We start from the raw sequence: 22,291 nt of genomic DNA on the forward strand, positions 1-22,291 counted from the left end.
AAAATCAATGTCAAGCATCATAATAACAAAAAGAAAGAGAACGACCACGGCACCAACGTAAACAACCAAAGTAATCAACGCGATAAATTCTGCCCCTAAAAGGATAAAAAGACCTGAAATATTCAGAAAAGCAAAAATAAGAAGGAATACCGAATTTACAGGATTACGTACCATAATCACCAAGAAAGAAGATGCCACCGCCATAAAGGAAAAAAGATAAAAAAACAAAGCTTGTACACTCACTTGGAAATATCCCTTAAAATATTTTCACAAAAAAAGATCTCAATCTATCCGCAAAACACGAAAATAACGCAATACTAAAATCCGCATAAAATATCTTTTTTAACGATAGATAGCATCAACCTTAATGTTACGAACAATCTCACTTTCCCATCTATCACCATTATCCAGAAGACGCTCCTTATCATAATAAAGCTCCTCGCGAGTTTCTGTTGCAAATTCAAAATTAGGACCCTCAACAATGGCATCAACCGGGCAAGCTTCCTGACAAAAACCACAATAAATACACTTAATCATATCTATATCATAACGCACAGTCCGGCGGGTGCCATCACTACGACGAGGTCCCGCTTCTATTGTTATAGCCTGTGCAGGACAGATAGCTTCACACAGCTTGCAAGCTATGCACCTTTCCTCACCATTAGGATAGCGACGAAGTGCATGCTCCCCTCTAAAACGAGAACTTAATGGTCCTTTTTCAAAAGGATAATTAATCGTAGCCTTAGGCTTAAAAAAATAACGCATTGAAAGACAAAAAGCTAAAAAAAATTCTTTTAGAAAAAGAAAACTGAAATTTCGAAATAACACTTTCATCTTAGTCTTCCAATCCCTTGTTTCGACGTAGTTACTAAGTTGTATATTTCAATAGAAAAGCGACAAATATAACCATTGAAAACGAAATAGGAAGAAAAACTTTCCAACCTAACCGCATCAATTGATCATAACGGTAGCGTGGCACAAAAGCTTTCACCATAGCAACCATAAAAAAAACTCCCAATGTCTTCCCAACCATCCAAAAAATTCCAGGAATATATTTAAAAATTGGGATATCAACCGGAGGCAACCATCCTCCCAAAAACAAAATGCTTGTCAAGGTACACATTAAGAGAATAGTCGAATACTCAGCCAGCATAAACAATAAATATGGCGTTGACCCATATTCAACCATATAACCCGCAACCAATTCTGATTCTGCCTCAGGCAAATCAAAAGGAGGTCGATTTGTTTCCGCAAGAAGAGATATAAAAAAAATAATAAACATAGGAAACAATACCAGCCAATGCCAATCTAAGATTGAAGGAGGCAATCCTAAAAAAGCTGTTCCTATACCATCTTTTTGAGCATTCACAATATCTGTAAGGTTCAACGAACCCACGCAGAGTAAAACTGTAACAATAACAAGACCAATAGAAACTTCATAAGAAATCATTTGGGCAGCAGAACGCAAAGCACCAAGAAATGCATACTTTGAATTCGACGCCCAACCTCCCATGATAATACCGTAAATCTCAAGAGAAGAAATTGCGAGAATATATAGTATTCCAACATTGATGTCTGCAATAACCCAGCCATCCGATATTGGCACTACAGCCCAAGCAGAAAGAGATAAAATGACCGAAACCAATGGAGCCAAAAGAAACAATACTTTATTGGCTTTGGCAGGAATAACGGGTTCCTTAAAAACAAATTTTAAAAGATCAGCAAAAGATTGAAACAATCCCCAAGGACCGACGACATTAGGACCTCGACGCAATTGGACAGCTGCCCAAATCTTACGATCCATCAGAAGAATATACGCAATAAAAATCAAAAGACCAACCAAGAATACAACTGATTTAACAATCATAATCAATAAGGGTAAAAAAAAGTCCAGTGAAAGGGAAAACATTACCCTAAATCCTTTATTTTGTTCAACGATCCTTCTGCCTTATTCCGTGATACAAGAGAACATTCAGCCATGACAGCCGATGCTCTTGCTATAGGATTCGTCAAATAAAAATTCTCTATTGTTGAAATAAAACTTTCTTTTTTCATATCGCCAGCTTTTTGAGCCAAAGCATAAATGCTTTCTGGAGAAGCAGAAACAACTTCACCTAATCGAGAAAAATGGGGATATTCAGAACATATAAGGGCACGTAACTGCAATAAGGTATTAAAAGGCAAATCACATCCCAATTGCTCAGCAAGAGAACGTATTATAGCCCAATCTTCCCTCGCCTCACCTGGAGGAAAATTAGCTCGCATTCCCATTTGAACCCGACCTTCAGTATTAACCCATAAACCTGATTTTTCTGTATAAGCAACTCCAGGCAATATAACATCAGCAGATTGAGCTCCTATATCACCATGTGAACCTATATAAATAGTAAAAGCATTCTTACAAGAAAAATCTAATTCATCTGCCCCTAATAAAAATACAACATCAGCTTTTTGAAGGAGATTAGTTGCCTTAAAACCCTTGTTAGAAGGGACAAATCCCACATCAAGAGCTCCAACTCGTGAAGCAGCCGTATGCAACACAGCAAAGCCGTTCCATGCATCAGAGACCCCCCCAACATCTACAGCCAATTTAGCAGCATTTGCTAAAACTTCGTTTCCTGAAAAACCCTTTAGAGATCCCTGTCCAACCATGATCAAAGGATTTTTAACCCCCTTAAGTTTTTCGACAAAAGGATGTCTTCCAGATACAAGATCAGCCAAAACCTCACTGCCTGCACCCAAATACTCGTATCCATAACGCAATTCACTCTTTTCACCGATCCTAGCAATCGGGAAATCACCTCTCCGCCAACGTTTACGAATACGAGCATTTAAAATAGCCGCCTCAAAACGAGGATTAGAACCAATAATCAGCATCGCTCCAGCTTCGTCCAAACCCTGAATAGTGGGATTAAATATATAGCTAGCACGACCATAAGCAGGATCAAGCGATTCCCCATCTTGCCTGCAATCAAAGTTATCACAACCCAAAGCTTTCATCAGCAATTTAAGAGCATATATTTCCTCAACAGAGGCAAGATCGCCTGCAATCGCTCCTAATTTTGCATCAAGAGAAAAGACAGCTGTCTTAATTTCTTCAAAAGCACGATCCCAACCAACAGGCTCCAAGCGCCCTTTAATACGAACATAAGGTCGATCTAAACGCTGTGTCCTAAGCCCATCCCAGATAAAACGGGTTTTATCCGATATCCACTCTTCGTTAATAGCTTCATTCATACGGGGCAAAATTCTCATAACTTCTCGACCGCGCGTATCAATCCTTATCGCAGATCCAAGAGCATCCATTACATCTATACTATCAGTCTTATTTAATTCCCAAGAGCGACTGGTAAATGCAAATGGTTTTGATGTCAAAGCACCAACAGGACAAAGATCAATAATATTACCCTGAATTTCCGAAGTCAAAGACTTTTCAAGATATGTCGTTATCTCGGCATCTTCACCTCTCCCGATCAAACCAAGTTCCGAAATTCCGGCAATTTCCGTTATAAAACGCACACAACGCGTACAATGAATGCAACGATTCATCACCGTTTTAATCAGTGGACCTATATGTTTGTCTTCAACTGCTCGTTTGTCGCAACGATAACGAGAAGCCCCCATTCCAAAAAGCAAAGCCTGATCCTGAAGATCACATTCTCCTCCTTGATCACATATAGGACAATCAAGAGGATGATTGATTAAAAGAAACTCCATAACACCTTCACGTGCTCTTTTAACCATAGCAGTATTGGTAAAAATTTCAGGCAACTCACCATTAGGCCCACCACGTATATCAAGGACACTAAGAGCACAAGATGCCTGTGGTTTAGGCGGACCTCCCTTTACTTCCACCAAACACATGCGGCAATTACCAGCAATGGATAATTTCTCATAAAAACAAAAACGAGGAATCTCAAAACCAGCAGCTTCACAGGCCTGTAAAAGCGTAAAATACTTGGGAACCTCAATCTCTATGCCATTAACCCTTAATCTTACCATCATTCACATATACCGCTTTCAAAAAGGTATTTCCTCATTTTCATACCCATCTGGACTGTTAAAGATTCACTGGACAGTACATGCACTGTACTTATCAATACGCTCTTCAATTAACGCCCGAAAATTTTTTATCAAACCTTGTATAGGCCATGCTGCTGCATCACCAAGAGCACAAATTGTATGCCCCTCTATATTTTTGCTGACCTCAAAGAGCATATCAATCTCAGATTTTTGAGCTATGCCACTAACCATGCGCTCCATAACACGCATCATCCATCCGGTTCCTTCACGACAAGGTGTACATTGACCACAACTCTCATGTTTATAAAAAACAGATAAACGCCATATCGCCTTGATTATATCTGTAGATTTATCCATCACAATGACAGCTGCAGTCCCCAATCCTGAACCCATCTCTCGAAGACTATCATAGTCCATTATAGCTCCTCTCATCTGCTCACCCCGAATACAAGGAACAGAAGATCCACCAGGAATAACAGCCAGAAGATTATCCCAACCTCCTCTTATACCACCACAATGTCTTTCAATTAATTCTTCAAAAGTTATCGACATGGATTCTTCAACAGTACAGGGATACTTAACATGACCTGAAATAGAAAAAAGCTTGGTACCTCTATTATTTTCACGTCCAAATCCAGCATACCAGCTCGCACCACGACGCAAAATAGTCGGCACAACAGAAATAGATTCAACATTGTTAACCGTTGTTGGGCAACCATATAAACCAACGTTAGCGGGGAAAGGAGGCTTCAGACGAGGCTGTCCTTTTTTGCCTTCAAGACTTTCAAGAAGAGCCGTCTCTTCTCCGCAAATATAAGCTCCCGCACCATGATGAATTATAATATCGACACGATAACCAAGCTTTTTATCATCGCCAAGCAAACCCTCTGCATAACATTCATCGACCACTAGCTGTAACACTTCGCGTTCCCGTACAAACTCCCCACGAACGTAAATAAAAGCACAATGCGCACCTACAGCGAAAGAAGCAATAACGCAACCTTCAATCAGCGTATGAGGATCATGGCGCATAATATCACGATCCTTACAGGTACCAGGCTCAGATTCATCTGCATTGACAACAAGATAGTTAGGACGATCAGAACTCACCTTTGGCATAAAAGACCATTTCATGCCGGTTGGAAAACCAGCGCCACCACGTCCACGCAAACCAGATGCCTTAACTTCACTGATAATCCAATCACGACCTTTTTCTAAAAGACACTTAGTATTATCCCAATGTCCTCTTACCATAGCTTCCTTGAGGGAATTTCCCTTCAAGCCATATATATTGGTAAAAACACGATCACGGTCTTTGAGCATGCTCAAACTTCCCTTTAGCTTATCAGAAAAATTTTTCTTTCTCTATTCTTGCACCCTGCTTGCACTTTTTTCATTCTTAACTTCCCCTATGATATTCAAGCACATATCAACTCAATTATATCTCTAATCACTCTATTTTAAAATTTATTCAAATATATAAATACCTAAAAAACATAAATATAAACCTATCATTTCCTTGAAGATACGTCGAAACTTCTGCCCGCGTCAGAAAACGCCTAAAATATTCACACTGACGTATCTCTATTATTAGTGCCAATAGCATCAAGATTTTTCTTCATATCCTCAGTTTCATCTTCATGAAAGTATTCCTTTTTTACTCTTTGAAAACCCTTCCAGAAGAGCTAAGCCCTTATCTATAAAAACAAAAATTTCTGCAAGCTTCCTTAAAACATCAATAATTCTCAGTCTTTTGACAACAAGATGAATGCCCTTTCATTCACCGCCAGTATCTACATCTCCTTTAATAACATCAATTTTAACATCCAAACCATCTTCTATCAGCGACGTCAAACCTCCTGCAGGAGATGAACTTATCCGATTGATTTGAGTCCCCGGACGTATAGAATTACCTTGTCCTATAGCAAAAGCATCAATAATCTCTTCTAAACGCTCTGATGTTAAATCCTCATATGTATCTTTACCTATCATAACCATTGGTGCATTCACGCAAGCTCCCTGACATTCAACCTCCTCCCAAGAAAGAGTCCCCTCAGAATTCATATGCAATGGCTCTTGATGAATCTTATTGCGACAAACTTTTATTAATTCCTCGCAACCTCGCAACATACATGGGGTAGTTCCACAGACCTGGACATGTGCATACGTGCCTACTGGACCCAATTGAAATTGAGTATAAAAAGTCGCGATCTCAAGAACGCGAATATACGCCATTCCAAGCATATCCGCAACAACTTCAATCGCCGCACGACTAATCCATCCCTCCTGTTCCTGAACACGCATCAACAATGGGAGAACAGCTGATTGACTGCGTGATGGAGGATATTTGCGAATAGTCTTATCAGCCCAAGCAACGTTTTCTGCATTAAAAGAAAAAGAAGGTGGCTGTAATTCTTCTCTTGCCAATCGACGAATCGACATCGTCTTTCAAGTCCCTATAAGATTCCAAACAACTAAAACAAATGGATATTATTCAATCACTATTTTACAATACTCATCTATCAACTTCACCAAAAACAATATCTAACGATCCTAAAATAGCAGAGACATCTGCCAATTGATGTCCCTTGCACAAAAATTCCATAGCTTGAAGATGAGCATACCCAGGAGCACGGATCTTACACCGATATGGCTTATTACTTCCATCAGAAATCAAATAAACTCCAAACTCTCCCTTAGGAGCTTCGACAGCAGCATAAACTTGGCCAGCCGGAACGTGATATCCTTCAGTATAAAGCTTAAAATGATGTATCAACGCCTCCATTGAACGTTTCATATCAGTCCGTTTAGGGGGAACAATTTTTGTATCAAACGAAGAAACTGGACCTATCTTATTGTCACCAAGCAAACGATTCACACATTGTTTTATGATCTTTACAGATTCACGCATTTCCAGCATTCGCACAAGATACCGATCATAACAATCCCCATTTTTACCAATCGGTATATCAAAATCCAAATCCGCGTAACACTCATACGGTTGAGACTTGCGCAAATCCCAAGCAGCACCAGAACCACGAATCATGACTCCTGAAAAACCCAATGCCCACGCATCATCAAGTTCTACGACTCCAATGTCAGCATTACGCTGCTTAAATATACGACTATCCGTTAAAAGACCATCGATATCATCTAGAACTCTAGGAAAAGACTCACACCAAAAACCGATATCTTCAACCAAACAATGCGGGATATCCTGATGAACACCGCCTGGACGAAAATATGCTGCATGCATACGCGAACCGGAAGCACGCTCATAAAAAACCATGAGTTTCTCTCGTTCTTCAAAACCCCAAAGAGGCGGTGTCAAAGCACCAACATCCATGGCTTGTGTAGTAACATTCAATAAATGAGAAAGAATACGCCCAATTTCAGAATAAAGAACCCGAATTAATTGCCCTCGAATTGGAATTTGAATCTCAAGCAATTTTTCAACTGCTAAAGCATACGCATGTTCCTGATTCATAGGAGCAACGTAATCAAGACGATCAAAATACGGAACCGCTTGCAAAAAAGTTTTTGTTTCAATAAGTTTTTCGGTGCCTCGATGTAAAAGACCTATATGCGGATCAATGCGCTCAACAACTTCACCATCAAGCTCAAGAATAAGCCGCAATACACCATGGGCAGCAGGATGCTGCGGACCGAAATTCATAGTGAAACTACGAACCTTTTTCTCAGCCATCAATAATATACTCCAACTTCAAAAAATTTAAAAAACATAATACAATGATCTTCATCTCAAATTTTCCTAAGATGAATTCTTACCTTCCTTATTATATTCAGAAGGCAATGAACCGCAATCTCCCCAAGGAGATATAAAATCAAAATTACGATATTCTTGCATCAATTCCACTGGCTCATAAACAACTTTTCTAGATTCACTATCATAACGAACCTCTACAAAACCAGTTACTGGAAAATCCTTACGAAGAGGATGACCCTCAAAACTATAATCCGTCAGAATACGCCTTAAATCTGGATGTCCTTCAAAATGAATTCCATACATATCCCACACTTCACGCTCAAACCAATTCGCTCCGGGATATACCTCTACTGCTGATGGAACGGAATCTCCTTCAGCAACAGGAAGCCTGACACGCACACGGAAATTATGTTTTGGAGACAAAAGATGGTAAACTACATCAAAACGCTTTGTACGACCTAAAAAATCTACACCACATAAATCTATTATGTTTACAAAATGACAGTTTGGATCATCTCGAAGAAAACTGAGCAAAGGTATTAAATCTCCACACTCAATATCTAGACTCAATTCTCCCAAAAATGAACTTGAAGAAAGATTCGAAGAACCAAAGGTTTTGATTATGTAATCACCAATACTTTCAACCTTATCAACCACACTGCGACCTTTTTAACGTTTGATATTACCAATGCGACGAATTTTCTTTTGTAACAAAAGAATACCATAAACAAGAGCCTCCGCTGTTGGAGGACAGCCCGGAACATAAATATCTACAGGAACAATGCGATCACATCCTCGAACAACCGAATACGAGTAATGATAATATCCTCCACCATTGGCACAAGAGCCCATGGATATAACATAACGAGGCTCAGGCATTTGATCATAAACTCTACGAAGTGCTGACGCCATCTTGTTCGTTAACGTACCTGCAACAATCATGACATCTGATTGGCGTGGCGAAGCTCGTGGCGCAAAACCAAAACGCTCAAGATCGTAACGTGGCATAGATGCTTGCATCATTTCAACGGCACAACAGGCTAAACCAAAAGTCATCCACATCAGAGATCCTGTACGTGCCCAGGTTACCAATTGATCAGCAGAAGTTACAAGAAAACCTTTATCCCCTAAATCACCACCAATATTCACAAGAGAACCATCAGCATTCATTCTGCGCCCGTGATAAAGAGGATTTTTATGCATGCCATCTTGGGAAGAAACGTTTTTGTTATCCCCTATCAATCCCATTCTAAAGCTCCTTTTTTCCATTCATAAATGAACCCAATGGCTAATATGCCTAGAAAGATCATCATGGACCCAAAACCCAACCAACCAATCTTCCTAAAACAAACCACCCACGGGAATAGAAAAGCAATTTCCAAATCGAAAATGATAAATAGGATAGAAACCAAACAAAACCGAACGTCAAATTTTATACGAGCACTATCAAAAGGATCAAATCCGCACTCATAAGTCGATAATTTTTCTGGATTAGGTGCTTTAAAGGCAATAATAAAGGGTGAAATCATGAGAGAAAACGCTATTATCGAAGCGATTGTCACAAATACTATAATGGGGATATAGGAAGCTAAAATACCATGCATTTTTACTTAATCTCCATAATCATATTACATGTCATAACCACCAAAACAAATATGCTTCTATCAAAAACACAATAAAATTATACTAACCTGAAATAAAACAAACATTAAAAGACAAAAATCATGGCGCGAGTGACGGGGCTCGAACCCGTGACCTCCGGCGTGACAGGCCGGCGCTCTAACCAACTGAGCTACACCCGCATAAATCGGAACCTCATCACAAAGAGAGGAAGCAACCTAACAAACAACTATGAAATTCTATAACTCTACGCAAGCCATAAGTAAATATAGAAGTAAAAAAAACGACATTTAAACAGTGAATTATTCCAATAAAAACAAACAAATCCTCCTACCGGCACTAGAATGACAATAAACGATATTTTTTCTCATATAAACACATATATATGACATCATTTACCGATAAAATAACATCCATTAATTTGTCCAAAAAAATATCCGAAAATTCTAAAAATTTTTATTTGCGAATATCAAAATAGTGTTGTATCACATGGATCATATTTTGGTGCAAAGGGCGATTAGCTCAGTGGTAGAGCGCCTCGTTTACACCGAGGATGTCGGGAGTTCGAGTCTCTCATTGCCCACCATTCTTCTATAGGACCTTTTGAGAAATGAACGAATCGGATAATCGTGGACTAACCAGATCACTGTGAATATTTAAATCGATAGCATTTTATAGCAATCGATCGGGATATGAATATTTGAGATTTTTTTAGTTTTTAAAAGGTGAACGAGAGAATCTTAATTCAAAGCCTATATAATATTCTCTTGTTTAAACATCACGCATTTCCTGACTGCAAGAACATATTTTTTTTACCATCCTTCTTAAAATATTGCGGAAATTATTTGAAAAAGCAGAATCGAAGTAAAATTTTTACGTAATTGATGCATTTTAAACGTTTAAAGTCGCTTATATTGCTCAGATAGGTTTTTAACATCAAAAATCAACCCAAAAGTCTCTCTCTATTTTTTCGCCACCCTCAACTTGCTTTTATAAAATACAAAAGATAAGCCTCCATGCAACGGGTTTCTGCACCAAGACTGGAATCTGTGCAACGAAAACGCTACACAGCCAAAGGATTGGGAATATCTATGCACAAGCTACCACATTACCCGCATCAGACAACCAGAATTCATGCAATAAGGACGCTACATCTTTGATGGCATAAAACCTTGTTTACAATCTAGCTAAAAACTCATTGTCACAATTAAATACTTCCAATACCGCAAGCCCAGAGAAGGATTTGCGTTACAAGAACTCCATCCTATTGTTAACGAGGTCCTCACAGAAGCTATTAAAGAAATACGCAGTTATTTAAAAAATAATATGCAGTTATCAAGGGCATGATTCAGTTATAGGGGATAGAACGCACCCATAAATTCGATAAATATCAAGAAAACAGTTATTTAAAAGCCACGATGAGAATTTCTTTTTTCGAAAAATCCCCAACAGAATAACAGAACAAAGAAAAACATTCCTAACTTTTAAAAAAATCACAAAGGAAAATAAAAAATATATTTATTTTAAAACACCTCTAAAAAGGGAGGAGAGGAAATCTATAAAATCTCCTCTCCCTGAATTCAAATGATAGACATATAAGAAATGTCTTACATCATATCCATACCCCCCATACCTCCCATGCCAGGCATACCACCGCCAGCAGGCATTTGAGGTGACGGCGTTGCTTCCTTTGGAAGTTCCGTCACAGTAACTTCGGTAATCAACATCATCGATGCAACTCCGACTGAATCTTGAATTGCATTACGGACGACTTTGACAGGATCAACTATACCTGCCTCAAACATATCGCAAAACACACCGTTCTGAGCATCATAACCATATGTTTTACTTTCATTTTCTTGTATCTTACCCGCAATCAAAGCAGCCTCATCACCGGCATTTTCGATGATTTGACGGCAAGGTGCCATAAGAGCTCTACGAACGATATCTACGCCAACGCTCTGATCATCATTCTCACCTTTGATCTTCAGAGACTTAGAAGCCCGCACAAGCGCTACTCCACCACCTGGAACGATTCCTGTCTCAACAGCAGAACGGGTAGCACCAAGAGCATCTTCAACGCGATCTTTCTTCTCCTTCAAGGCTGTCTCGGTTGCGTCTCCAACTGATATTATCGCAACGCCACCAGATAACTTCGCAAGACGTTCCTGAAGTTTTTCACGATCATAGTCCGAAGTAGTTGAAGAAATAGCTGTTTCAATTTCACGAACTCGAGCAAGAACATTATCCTTAGAACCGTTCCCTCCTACGATTGTGGTATCATCTTTGGTCATAAGAACTTTTTTAGCTGAACCCAAATCATCAATCGTAGCTTTGTCAAGTTTAACACCTATATCATCACTGATCAGGGTGGCACCCGTCAACGCAGCAATATCTTGAAGGATCTGGAGACGACGCTCACCAAAAGCTGGTGGCTTACAGGCAGCGACTTGCAATCCACCACGCAATCTATTGACCACAAGAGTTGCCAAAGCCTCTCCCTCAACATCTTCAGCAATAATAAGCAAAGGACGATTAGATTGGACAACCTGTTCCAACAACGGAACAAGAGTAGGAAGGGACGATATCTTCTTTTCGTGTACCAAGATGTATGGATTATCAAATTCAACAGCCATCTTCTCTGAGTTGGTAACAAAATAAGGAGAAAGATAGCCGCGATCAAACTGCATACCCTCAACAACCTTAACTTCAGTATCAGCAGTCTTGGATTCATCAATAGTTATGACGCCCTGCCTGCCAACTTTTTCCATTGCATAAGCGATCTTCTCACCGATCTCCCTATCACCATTGGCAGAAATAGTCGCAACTTGAATTATTTCTTCACGACTCTCAACTTTCTTATGATTATCTTGAAGGTATTTCACAACTTCCTTAACAGCGGCATCCATACCACGCTTAAGATCCATAGGATTTCTACCCGCAGCAACAGCTTTTATACCTTCTTTAATAAGGGACTGTGCAAGACAAGCAGCAGTAGTTGTACCATCACCTGAATGATCATTTGCATTAGAAGTGACTTCTCGCATCATCCGAGCACCTATATCGTGCAAAGGATCTTGCAAATTAATACTCTTAGCAACCGTTACACCATCTTTGGTAACACGACAGTTACCATAAGGATTACTAATTACAACAAAACGACCCTTTGGCCCTAACGTAACCTTCACAGCATTTGCAAGAATATTCACACCTTGCACTACACCTTCACGGGCACTTGAACCCAACCTTACATCTTTAGCAGTCATAAACTAAAACCCCATCTCTTTACAAAAAACTTACTTGCCTTTTTTATCTTCAAGAACACCTATAATATCTGTTTCTTGCATAACGAGATAATCTTCATTAGAAATCGTAATCTCTGAACCTGACCATTTCGCAAACATAACAAGATCCCCTTCTTTTACTTCAGGAGGGATAACATTTCCAGACGTATCATAAGCACCCGGACCTACAGATATTACTTTACCTTCACATGGCTTTTCCGCAGCAGAATCCGGTATTATAATACCTCCACTTGTCTTAGTTTCGCTTGGAACCCGGCGCACAACCACGCGCCCTCTCATTGGACGCAATTTCCTCGTAGTTGACATATTTTTCAAACTCCTAATAAAAAACAAAACCTAGAAGGCACAGGAAAACCATATTGGTTGCCTGTCATTACAAGAATTAGCACCCTCTATCTATGAGTGCTAATAGTTCTTATTTAGTAATAAAACCATTACCAAGTCAAGGGGGGTCATATGAAAACTAATACATAAGAAAATACTCTGCGCAAGAATAGAACAAATGATGCCTAACTGTGAATCAAAGCATCCATTCACGCTATCAATATGTTCTATCATCCCACCTAAAAAAGCACATGGAATCTGCTACGCTTAATATAGCTAAAACAGCTTCATCTCTCTGTCGAATTCTAGTTTATGAAACGTATGGCAAAAATTTCGTGTCCTTTTCCAGAAACACCAACATCCTATAAAAAGAACGAAAAATGTCCTTAAAATTATACTTGTGATTCATTCTCTACCCCATATTTACTTGATTAGAAAAAAATCGGTGGACGATTCAATGAATGTTTCCAAAGCAAAGGCAAGCAAACACCTAAATTATCGAGATGACCGGCGATAATTATAACAATACTGTTTATAAATTTAAGGAATGCTATTAACAGTGAACTTAATGTATAAATGATGTAAAATTTCTTTGCAAAACAACGATATTGAGCCTCATTGGCGAATTTTGAGATTAATCTGACAAGGACAACTATGGACGTTTTCCACCATACCAACATAAATAAACCATTACCCGAAAACCTAAAAGGTGGCGTAGTTGCTATAGGTAATTTTGACGGAATACATCGCGGTCATTGTTCCGTATTGGAAAATGCCTTAAAAATAGCAAATGGCTCACCGACTATAGTTCTGACATTCGAACCTCACCCTCGTACAATACTGAAGGCTGCGACTCCAATATTCCCAATTATACCCGAATCCATCAAAATAAAAGTCTTAGAAAACATGGGATTTTCTGCTCTGATTGGATACAAATTCGATTTAAACGTTGCCAATTACTCCGCTGAGAAGTTTATTCAAAAGGTATTGGTGGAATGGTTACAAACAAAAACAGTAGTCACAGGCGCCAGGTTTTGTTTTGGAAAAAACCGTGCCGGCAATGGAGCCTTGTTAAAAAAAAGAGGGATACAGTATGGTTTCAATACCGTGCTCGTTGACGAAATTCAAGATAACGCTTCTGAAATCATATCTTCTACCCGCATCCGGACGGCACTTAAGAACGGACTTGTAAACGAAGCCGCTCATCTTCTCGGATACCACTTCACAGTTGAATCAAAAGTCGTTTGCGGAGAAAAACTAGGACGTAAATTAGGATATCCGACTGCGAACATGAAGCTAATGCCTACAATATCCCTCAAAGAGGGAGTTTATACCGTACGTTTTCGCACCCAAAAAAAGATATCCTACTGTGGCGTCGCAAATTTTGGCAGAAGTCCTACCATCAATCAAAATGGCTCTCTTTTCTTAGAGAGTTTTATTTTCGATTTTTCTCAAGAAATATACGGACAAATATGCACTGTTTCATTTTTTGATTTTTTACGCTCAGAAATAAAGTTTCAAGATATCCGCACACTGATAGAATACATACAAAAAGACGAAAGAAAAGCACGTGCACTCCTCTCTAACAGTCCTCCTCTTAGCAGAATAGATCGCCTTATATGTTTTTGATTCCCTTCATAATTAATAGCTTTCAGCTACTATTCCTTATAAGATTTGTGCAATCTCAGCTCCCTTGAAACCATCTAAAAAACATCTCTTCCTAGTTATTTCTTCCCAAAAAACCATAGAACCAATTGCTATCGCATAAAAAATCCGCTACAACTGGCGTTGTTCGGTCTTTGTTTTTCATTCTGAAGGGATATGTCTGTATTGTTGCAATTTCTCGGTAGTAAAAAAAAGTGTTTTGCCATCTCGCTGATACTTATGGTAGCGCCTTTATCTGGTTGTGGCTATCCAACGTATGGAACAGGCAGGGGCTTAACAGGAGATATTTTACATCTAGCAATAAAGCTCAAGAACAAAGTATCCTATCCTAAAAGACATATGCAGCCATCAGACCTTCCATTGACAAAATCTGGAAACCCCAAGAAAAACGATCCGAAATCTTTTGAAAACCAATCGATATCTAGGACACAAAGCATCTCTCCTCTTCCTGATCCCCCCGAAGAGTATTACTCTGATAAAAAAGTATAGAACCGAAACTTCCGTAGAACACTAGCGGAGGGAAATACTGCTTCCTCAAGACAGCGAATCTGATAAGCCTCAGCAACATCGTCACCTAATCTTTTTTAGTTACCACAGAAGGATTAAAAGAAAGAGAGATTCCATCTCTGACTATCCCGCCATTTCTTCTCGGACAACATTCGGATTCCGGAAAACCTGCGATCTCTCTGGGTCAGGAGAGCAATTTTTTGCTATTAAAGTCATCTAAGCCCCTCTTTAATGCCGATATGAGATATGGATCTTAAAACAAAAAGATATGGTGGATTTACTTCCTTTTTTACAAGAGTTGATATCTTTTTTCTATTGCATACTTACTTGCAGATTCATGAAACAACATATGCCTCATATGCGCATTTCGCCCTCAAGAGAGCATGACTTAAAATTTAGATCATAAATCTCCCATTTTTCAAGTAAAAAACGCAATTGGAGCCTCCTCTCTTCCTCAAATTTGTCTTCTAGAGGAAAAGAGATCCTCCATCTTTGTTGATAAGATCACGATTCAATAGAGAGAACTTTTCTTTACATCTTCCAATTCTTTAAAAACTCAATGCCGCCTCTAATGCCAGAGCCTCATATTATAAATTTATATAATATATATTTATCGAAAATATATTATAATCAATATCTTAAGCCATCATAACCCCAAATCAGAGTTCGTAGCTTCTACAACGCATCCTTTATGCCAAACCCTATAACCTTTTAATAGAAAGAATAAAAACATGACGCCTAAAGAAACCGGTAAAAGAATCTAGTATTTTAAGAAAGACGGCAAACGTATACGTCTTCCAAATCCCTGCAGGACTAAAAAATTCATAGAAGCCTCAACGTCGATATCCTAGCAGGACGCATTAAATCCAAGAAAAACTCCGACAAGAAAGAAAGATTTGAATGGCTAATCAATCAATATAAGGGGATATAATTGGGCATACCTAAAAGCGAGAAATAGTTCCACAGCAAGAGGAGGCAATTCATGCGCTGAATATCTGCAGTGATGGACATATATGGTGCGATGTTTTGCGTGGTAAGGTTTAATGATCAAAATGCCTAGTGAGGCATACTGACAATTTTTTAATTTTTGCAATTACAGTTTGAAGATCAGTGACGCTATCGAGAGAAGAGGACTTGATGTTTTGGTGTATGAATTTTAAGGAAGCGTTATCATATTTATTACACTAGACAAAGATAGAGCTACTAGGCTATACCCATCCATATATTTTAAAGTAAATCATCGTGGGTGATTAGCTCAGTTGGTAGAGCAGCTGACTCTTAATCAGCGGGTCGCAGGTTCGAACCCTGTATCACCCACCATTTTCACCTCATATTTCAGGCTAGCAAGGGATTATCGCCTTGTTTTGCACCCTCCTAGAATAAGAAAACTTCGAACAATAAAATTATGCATAGGGTAATTTTGGACGCCAATCTGATCATTAGACAGCCAAAGCAATTTTTGTCTACGACAATTATTGTAGCCTAAAGTAAATTATATTGGGCGAAAATTGAAAAATTTTCCTTAGAATCAAATGTTTTCTACACAATTCAAGCGGAGATTTACTTGAAATTAATTGTTCTTGTTAAACATATTATGCGTCGATCATTGCACATGAATTCTAAAATTTTGCAATATCCTAGTATTTGAGACAAAAAATAAAAGAAGAAATTATAATTCTATCACCAATGACAATCACGAAAAGGAGGTTGGTTATCCGTAACAAAGATACAAAAGTCCTAGAATTGGTGACCCTTGTCGAAAGCATGACCAACATACTGGAATCTAGGATAGATATATTTACAGATGTTTTCAAGCCATTATTTCGCAATTCCAGCGAAAAAGCAAAACGTCAGGCAGTAGCAGCCCTATCAAGATGTTCAAACGTACCAGAAAAAACAGCCTTCTTCATAGGAATTCAACCCATATCGATCGCAGCTATCTTTCTGATAACTTCTCCAAAAATCAGCGATAAAACTTTACTTGCCATCGCTAAGACACAAGGGAAAGAACATATACATGCCATTTTTCACCGCAAAGACCTCTCTCCTAACATCAAAGAAAGGCTCCTAAAGATTCAAAAGAAGAAGATGTTTTATATTGCCAGAAAGTATAATCCAGAGAAAGGACTTTCCAAACATACTGTATAATCAAAAAAGAAGAAATCTCTATGGAAAACTAAAATTCCACCGTATAAACAAGAACTTAAATTCTACAAACCCAGAATCGCAAAGCATTTGATTCTACCGCGCTTTTTAATAAATACTCCGCATCTTTAATTCTTCCTTTTCCTAACAATACACAAGACATAAATCATTGTTTTTGATTAATATTTTTTGTTTATTGAGTCTTGTCTTTTTGAGGATTCGACTCATTGAGATAAGGGAAAAGAAAGAATATGGACATAACGACTATAGAAATAGGTAATATCAAAGCTTCAGATTGGGCAATTAAAAAAGAAATCCCTTATAAAAGACGTAACGAGCGTATCAACAAAACCTCGCCTTGCCCTGTCCAGAATGGATAAAGCGAACCCTGTAACGGCGATAAATAATTGGCTACCATAGAAGCAAAGGTCGCACTACAAAAAACGGCTATAGATTTTTCGTTTCTGTCCAGCGACATATGCATTGAGGATTATGAGCGAATTTCTCAATTATATGCTGCCAATGTTTGGAATAATATTGAGCATCATAAGATTTATTAAATTTTGGAATTTTGAATGTTGACAAGCTATGGGGGATTTTTCTTTGTCGTATAAATAATTTATACGATTATTATTATCTCCGATGACACGAATTCTATGCACAGTGGATTAAATACCTATATGGTAAGTCTGTGTTTATGATTCTTAAGATATGCTTCAAAAACTGAGAACTACATATAATTTGAATTATTTTCACTATAAATTTTAATTTATTCAAAAAAAACCAGAAAGTGTTCCGTTATTTTGAGGTCTATTTTGCTTTTTTATCTAGCTCTAACTTCTTTGTAGGGAGGGAAAACCTGTGAGTGATATCGATTTTTCTGCTCGTAAGATCCATAGAAATACACAAAGTATAAAAATATACGTATTGATTTTATTCTTTTTATTAGGTGGCGTAACAAGCTTAAATTCCATCCTTATTCCAAAACTGAAAGATGTTTTTTCTCTCGGTTACTTACAAGCAATGCTGATTGAAATAGTTTTCTTTACTTGCTACCTCTTAATTTCTATACCTGCTGGATTACTTATTCAACGATGTGGTTATGTCTATAGTATCTGTGTAGGATTGTTGGTCATGTTATTGGGTTGTTGTATATTTATTGTCACAACTAAAATAACAACCTTTGCGGTATTCTTGCTGGCTATATGTGTCTTGGCAACGGGTGTTGTTGTGATTCAAGTGGTGGCAAATCCTCTTATTTCCCTGCTTGGATCGCCTGATACGGCTGCTAGCAGGCTTACTTTTGCGCAAGCCTTTAACTCATTAGGTACGACGATTTTTCTATATATTGGGGCTATTTTTATTTTGGAAGGGTTATCCAATATTGATGTTTCATCCATGTCAGAATCTATGTTGATAGCCTATCGTTCCCATGAAGCAAATCTTATATCTCAAGTCTACCTTACTATCGCAGTCATTCTCTTTCTGATTACACTGTTATTCTGGACAAAACGTCATTGTCTTCTTTTCTTGGAGAAAAAAAGTTCTCCGCGTTTCTTAACAACACTTGATCTTCTGAAAAAACCCCGTTTCTTGTTTGGCACCTTATGCATACCTCTCTATGTCGGCGCAGAAGTTGCGATTGGTAGCGTTATGGTGAATTATCTTATGCGTAGCGATACTCTTCATTTAATGGGAGTGCCTGCAGGTCAGTACACCTCCATATATTGGGGAAGCGCAATGGTTGGTCGGTTTATAGGATATAAATTGCTTACTCGTTATGCCTCTGAAAAAATTCTTTCTGCTTTTGCTACCATTGCTCTTTCCCTTGTCGTTATTTCCTCTTATTCCACTGGTTTTATATCAGGTTGGTCTCTTATATTCGTTGGCTTGTTCAATTCTATTATGTTTCCTACCATCTTCTCCCTAGCAAATTTTGGTCTTAAAGATCGCATGCCTGAAGGTTCTGGTATTATCTGTACCTCCATATCAGGAAGCGTAATTATTTCTTTGATTTTTGGCTATATAGCAGACTTTGCAAACTTAAGAATAGCACTATTAATACCAGCCGCTTGCTATGCTGTCATTGTTGCATATGGCATATTCTGCTTATACGACAGAACCAAGTTTGAAAAGGGATGAAAATACCATCTCCTCCTCTGAGTATAACCAAAAATATAAACCGTTTTATTTGACAAGTTCTTTTAAGGATATTTGGTCTTTCCTTTTTAAAGATATCGACTAGCGGTTATGTTTTTTACTCTTTTTGCTTTACAAGATTACCCTTGTACCCCAAAATACAAGCCATAATCTCTTGGTGAAGAATCTAAGCCCTGCCAATGGGTCATAATAAAACCATCCTGAACTGATCATCCATACTACAAACAATAGGATGCCATATAATCCCAAATAACGCTGTAATCGGACACATAAAATCGTTGACACTAACAATCCAATTGATACCAATTTTTATCTTTTGGGAATCTAACTGCAACAACCTTAAAGTTGCATCATCTTCAAGAAAATCACTATTGTAACAACCAATGATATTTTGTATCCCCCATCTCCCTTAGGACCAGACCTATGGAGCTCAAAGAACTGCCTATTACAATATTCTACCTTAACCTAGAATGACTTACGATATCAAAATAGAGCAATAAGAATTTCCTGATCGCTGCGATATTTAGGGATATATTTCAAAATATTTATCTGAGTGGAGCTTTGAATCTTTAGTATCTCAAAATTTTTCTTGTGCTACAGCTAAACAGATATTTTCCTAAAAATCACGCAGGAAAAGCGATCTACGCAACATCTGATGCCGCAGAGGTACCATCCTCTCTAATGCATAAAATGTTCCTGCACGCAGGATCTGTAAAAATGGATATTTTGAAAATAGAGACCGATTGAGTAAATCTGTACCAATCACCCTTTGAAGAACATCTCCTCGACGAAAATCGTGAAAAGCATCACCTATACAATCAAAAGAAGAAACCTTATTTTTCTTCAGCAAATTCAATAAGACTATAGCGTCTCGCGTTGATGAATTAAGACCCTGCGCACATATCGGAGATAGAGCATGGGCAGCCTCACCAACAAGAACGGCTCTACCCTTACCAAAACGATGAGATACCATTGCTGATAAAGGAAAGCTCTGAACCTCTGTTATAATTTCAATATCCCCAAGGATAGCATGCAAATAACCCTCTATCCGACGAGCAATCTCTTGTATTGAAAGTTCTCTATAGGTTTTTGCTTCTTGAGGATCCATTATCCATACAAGGCTAGAAACATCTCCAACCAAAGGAACTTGCGTAAAAGGACCGGGAAATCTATGGAATTCTGTACATAAACCACGATGTGGTATAGAATGCTTGAAATTAAGAACAAGTGCAGTTTGTGGATAATGCCATTTCTTTTCTCCAAAACCAAGCTTTTGCCGAACATGAGAATGACGTCCATCACTTCCTATAAGCAATCTGCCACTTATTTCTTCCCCCGAAGAAAGTATAGTCGTTACTTCCGTGCTGTTAATTTGTATTTCTTTTGCCAATGCATCAAAGTGATGAATTAAAGGATGGCGAGATATTTCCTTTTGCATAATTGTCATCAATGCATGGTTGGGAAAGTTATAACCAAATTGATCCAAACCAATCTCGGAAGCCCGAAATATCGAATTCGGCGCAGTTATCAAACTACCCGTGAGATCAAGGAAATTAATCGCTAATACAGGAGAAGAAACATATTGAAGAGAATCCCACAGCTCTATTTCTTGCAAAAAATGAATGCCTTCATCCATAAGCATTGTTGTCCGAAAGTCCTGGAAACAGGACGAAGGTGAAATTAATGCTGTATTAAAGCCCATTCTTGCAGAACCAAGCGCTACCATGCTACCTGCAAGACCACCTCCTACAATAAGTATGTCAAAATCACCCATCTATTTAACCTTTATGATACTATCAGCTAAAAATACCTTGCAATTTGTATATCTTATTAATAGCGTTCGTCGAATGATAATATCTGGTTTTCTTGCTTTCACATCATGAAATGCAGTGCAACAAACAAAATTTTCATATCTTTAATAAAAGGTAAAAACGTGCTAGGGTACCCAGATGTTTGAGAAACTCAATTATAGGAATTTTCCATATAAGCAAATACGTGCTTTTTCTGTCCATATTCTAACCGCCTCTGGTTCGTTTCTTGCATTCCTTGGTGTGACAGCCGCTGCTCAATATCGATTTATCGATATGTTCTGGTGGCTTGGATTAGCTCTCCTTATAGATGGATTTGATGGCCCTATTGCACGAAAGATGCGCGTTAAAGAAATCCTGCCAAATTGGTCTGGCGACACCCTTGACAAGGTCATTGATTACTTAACATACGTTCTTCTCCCTGCGTTTGCACTTTACCAAAGTAATTTACTCGGTGCCACCTGGTCATCACTTGCTGCAGGTTTAATTGTCATTTCAAGTGCTATTTATTATGCTGACACCAATACAAAAACAGAAGACTGCTTCTTCTCCGGCTTTCCTGTTGTTTGGAACATGGTTGTGTTCTTTCTTTTTGCGCTGAATACCAACGCAATAATCTCAATGATTATCATTACCGTATCTATAGTGCTTACATTTACACCCGTTTATTTTTTACATCCAATACGAGTTGTAAGGCTACGCTTTCTCAATATTTTTATATTCTCTTGCTGGTGTGCACTAGGACTATACTCCCTTATATCAAATTTCCAATTACCATCCTTTTTTTACGGATCTTTTATTGCATGCGGAATTTATCTGTATAGTATCGGTGCGATATTACAATATTTCCCTAAACTAGGAAAAAATAAAACCCCATTCCACAAGGATGGAAATGACTTATAAAGCCAAAATATAATTTTAGAAACAGAAACTTATATTCTCAGATTCATGAATAAGAAATATATTTTTTCCCCGCTTCATAATTCTCATTCTGGAGTGCCAAAGCA

The 22,291-nt window shown here is 38.2% G+C and carries 17 protein-coding genes, 3 tRNA genes and 1 pseudogene; 7 read left to right on the forward strand and 14 right to left on the reverse strand.

The features are described 5' to 3' along the window. From H0G72_RS03440 to H0G72_RS03490, 11 genes and pseudogenes are all read right to left on the reverse strand, one after another. The coding region (locus H0G72_RS03440) for an NADH-quinone oxidoreductase subunit J (protein ID WP_182017391.1) at positions 1-243 on the reverse strand (243 nt) is incomplete at its 3' end. A 99-nt stretch (positions 244-342) separates the two neighbouring features. Further along, positions 343-834 (reverse strand): NADH-quinone oxidoreductase subunit NuoI, encoded by a 492-nt coding sequence (gene nuoI / locus H0G72_RS03445; protein ID WP_182017392.1) that lies wholly within the window; start codon positions 832-834, stop codon positions 343-345. Positions 835-868: 34 nt separating this feature from the next. Beyond that, on the reverse strand, positions 869-1,909 hold the full coding sequence (gene nuoH / locus H0G72_RS03450; protein ID WP_182017393.1) for an NADH-quinone oxidoreductase subunit NuoH: 1,041 nt from the start codon (positions 1,907-1,909) through the stop codon (positions 869-871). Beyond that, positions 1,909-4,002, reverse strand: coding sequence for an NADH-quinone oxidoreductase subunit NuoG (nuoG, locus tag H0G72_RS03455; protein WP_182017408.1), 2,094 nt, complete (start codon positions 4,000-4,002; stop codon positions 1,909-1,911). Before nuoG ends, nuoH begins: the two co-directional genes overlap by 1 nt. Positions 4,003-4,068: 66 nt before the next feature. After that, on the reverse strand, positions 4,069-5,346 hold the full coding sequence (gene nuoF / locus H0G72_RS03460; protein ID WP_182017394.1) for an NADH-quinone oxidoreductase subunit NuoF: 1,278 nt from the start codon (positions 5,344-5,346) through the stop codon (positions 4,069-4,071). A 465-nt stretch (positions 5,347-5,811) separates the two neighbouring features. Further along, positions 5,812-6,465, reverse strand: a pseudogene (gene nuoE, locus H0G72_RS03465) (NADH-quinone oxidoreductase subunit NuoE); the annotation flags it as partial. Positions 6,466-6,538: 73 nt separating this feature from the next. Beyond that, on the reverse strand, positions 6,539-7,729 hold the full coding sequence (locus tag H0G72_RS03470) for an NADH-quinone oxidoreductase subunit D (protein WP_182017396.1): 1,191 nt from the start codon (positions 7,727-7,729) through the stop codon (positions 6,539-6,541). A gap of 66 nt (positions 7,730-7,795) precedes the next feature. Continuing rightward, positions 7,796-8,407 carry an NADH-quinone oxidoreductase subunit C gene (locus tag H0G72_RS03475; protein WP_182017397.1) on the reverse strand — a complete coding sequence of 204 codons (612 nt, stop codon included), beginning with the start codon at positions 8,405-8,407 and terminating at the stop codon, positions 7,796-7,798. 12 nt (positions 8,408-8,419) lie between these two features. Then, on the reverse strand, positions 8,420-8,920 hold the full coding sequence (locus tag H0G72_RS03480) for a NuoB/complex I 20 kDa subunit family protein (RefSeq protein ID WP_409049321.1): 501 nt from the start codon (positions 8,918-8,920) through the stop codon (positions 8,420-8,422). 68 nt (positions 8,921-8,988) lie between these two features. After that, a complete protein-coding gene (locus H0G72_RS03485; protein WP_182017399.1) occupies positions 8,989-9,354 on the reverse strand; it encodes an NADH-quinone oxidoreductase subunit A in 366 nt (121 codons plus the stop codon). Between the two features lie 121 nt (positions 9,355-9,475). Continuing rightward, a tRNA-Asp gene (locus H0G72_RS03490) sits at positions 9,476-9,552 on the reverse strand. 329 nt (positions 9,553-9,881) lie between these two features. Between H0G72_RS03490 and H0G72_RS03495 the strand changes: the two genes are divergently transcribed. Further along, a tRNA-Val gene (locus H0G72_RS03495) sits at positions 9,882-9,956 on the forward strand. A gap of 1,021 nt (positions 9,957-10,977) precedes the next feature. Here the strand turns inward: H0G72_RS03495 and groL are convergent. Both groL and H0G72_RS03505 read right to left on the reverse strand, forming a co-directional pair. Beyond that, on the reverse strand, positions 10,978-12,636 hold the full coding sequence (gene groL, locus H0G72_RS03500) for a chaperonin GroEL (RefSeq protein WP_182017400.1): 1,659 nt from the start codon (positions 12,634-12,636) through the stop codon (positions 10,978-10,980). A 30-nt stretch (positions 12,637-12,666) separates the two neighbouring features. Further along, complete coding sequence (locus tag H0G72_RS03505; protein WP_182017401.1) at positions 12,667-12,981, reverse strand: co-chaperone GroES; 315 nt, start codon at positions 12,979-12,981, stop codon at positions 12,667-12,669. A 672-nt stretch (positions 12,982-13,653) separates the two neighbouring features. Here H0G72_RS03505 and H0G72_RS03510 point away from each other — a divergent pair. The 5 genes from H0G72_RS03510 (at position 13,654) to H0G72_RS03530 (ending at position 19,458) form a co-directional block, all read left to right on the forward strand. Continuing rightward, positions 13,654-14,628 carry a bifunctional riboflavin kinase/FAD synthetase gene (locus H0G72_RS03510; RefSeq protein WP_182017402.1) on the forward strand — a complete coding sequence of 325 codons (975 nt, stop codon included), beginning with the start codon at positions 13,654-13,656 and terminating at the stop codon, positions 14,626-14,628. A gap of 192 nt (positions 14,629-14,820) precedes the next feature. Next, positions 14,821-15,153, forward strand: coding sequence for a hypothetical protein (locus H0G72_RS03515; RefSeq protein WP_182017403.1), 333 nt, complete (start codon positions 14,821-14,823; stop codon positions 15,151-15,153). Between the two features lie 1,262 nt (positions 15,154-16,415). Then, positions 16,416-16,491: transfer RNA gene (locus tag H0G72_RS03520), tRNA-Lys, on the forward strand. Positions 16,492-16,878: 387 nt separating this feature from the next. Beyond that, a complete protein-coding gene (locus H0G72_RS03525; protein WP_182017404.1) occupies positions 16,879-17,319 on the forward strand; it encodes a hypothetical protein in 441 nt (146 codons plus the stop codon). Between the two features lie 858 nt (positions 17,320-18,177). Continuing rightward, on the forward strand, positions 18,178-19,458 hold the full coding sequence (locus H0G72_RS03530) for a sugar MFS transporter (RefSeq protein WP_182017405.1): 1,281 nt from the start codon (positions 18,178-18,180) through the stop codon (positions 19,456-19,458). A 634-nt stretch (positions 19,459-20,092) separates the two neighbouring features. Here the strand turns inward: H0G72_RS03530 and H0G72_RS03535 are convergent. Continuing rightward, positions 20,093-21,250 (reverse strand): FAD-dependent monooxygenase, encoded by a 1,158-nt coding sequence (locus tag H0G72_RS03535; protein WP_182017406.1) that lies wholly within the window; start codon positions 21,248-21,250, stop codon positions 20,093-20,095. 175 nt (positions 21,251-21,425) lie between these two features. Here H0G72_RS03535 and pcsA point away from each other — a divergent pair, with 175 nt between their 5' ends. Next, complete coding sequence (pcsA, locus tag H0G72_RS03540) at positions 21,426-22,187, forward strand: phosphatidylcholine synthase (RefSeq protein ID WP_182017407.1); 762 nt, start codon at positions 21,426-21,428, stop codon at positions 22,185-22,187. Positions 22,188-22,291 lie beyond the last annotated feature (104 nt).

The sequence above is a fragment of the Candidatus Liberibacter sp. genome (assembly GCF_014048425.1).
In the GTDB taxonomy this organism is placed as follows: Bacteria; Pseudomonadota; Alphaproteobacteria; order Rhizobiales; family Rhizobiaceae; genus Liberibacter.

Bases quoted from the DNA above. Each gene is read 5' to 3' on its own strand.
- nuoI (WP_182017392.1), bottom strand. From the start codon at position 834: ATGAAAGTGTTATTTCGAAATTTCAGTTTTCTTTTTCTAAAAGAATTT.
- groL (WP_182017400.1), bottom strand. From the start codon at position 12,636: ATGACTGCTAAAGATGTAAGGTTGGGTTCAAGTGCCCGTGAAGGTGTA.
- H0G72_RS03505 (WP_182017401.1), bottom strand. From the start codon at position 12,981: ATGTCAACTACGAGGAAATTGCGTCCAATGAGAGGGCGCGTGGTTGTG.
- H0G72_RS03510 (WP_182017402.1), top strand. From the start codon at position 13,654: ATGGACGTTTTCCACCATACCAACATAAATAAACCATTACCCGAAAAC.
- pcsA (WP_182017407.1), top strand. From the start codon at position 21,426: ATGTTTGAGAAACTCAATTATAGGAATTTTCCATATAAGCAAATACGT.
- H0G72_RS03470 (WP_182017396.1), bottom strand. From the start codon at position 7,729: ATGGCTGAGAAAAAGGTTCGTAGTTTCACTATGAATTTCGGTCCGCAG.
- H0G72_RS03535 (WP_182017406.1), bottom strand. From the start codon at position 21,250: ATGGGTGATTTTGACATACTTATTGTAGGAGGTGGTCTTGCAGGTAGC.
- H0G72_RS03515 (WP_182017403.1), top strand. From the start codon at position 14,821: ATGTCTGTATTGTTGCAATTTCTCGGTAGTAAAAAAAAGTGTTTTGCC.
- nuoF (WP_182017394.1), bottom strand. From the start codon at position 5,346: ATGCTCAAAGACCGTGATCGTGTTTTTACCAATATATATGGCTTGAAG.
- nuoH (WP_182017393.1), bottom strand. From the start codon at position 1,909: ATGTTTTCCCTTTCACTGGACTTTTTTTTACCCTTATTGATTATGATT.
- H0G72_RS03485 (WP_182017399.1), bottom strand. From the start codon at position 9,354: ATGCATGGTATTTTAGCTTCCTATATCCCCATTATAGTATTTGTGACA.
- nuoG (WP_182017408.1), bottom strand. From the start codon at position 4,002: ATGGTAAGATTAAGGGTTAATGGCATAGAGATTGAGGTTCCCAAGTAT.
- H0G72_RS03480 (WP_409049321.1), bottom strand. From the start codon at position 8,920: ATGAATGCTGATGGTTCTCTTGTGAATATTGGTGGTGATTTAGGGGAT.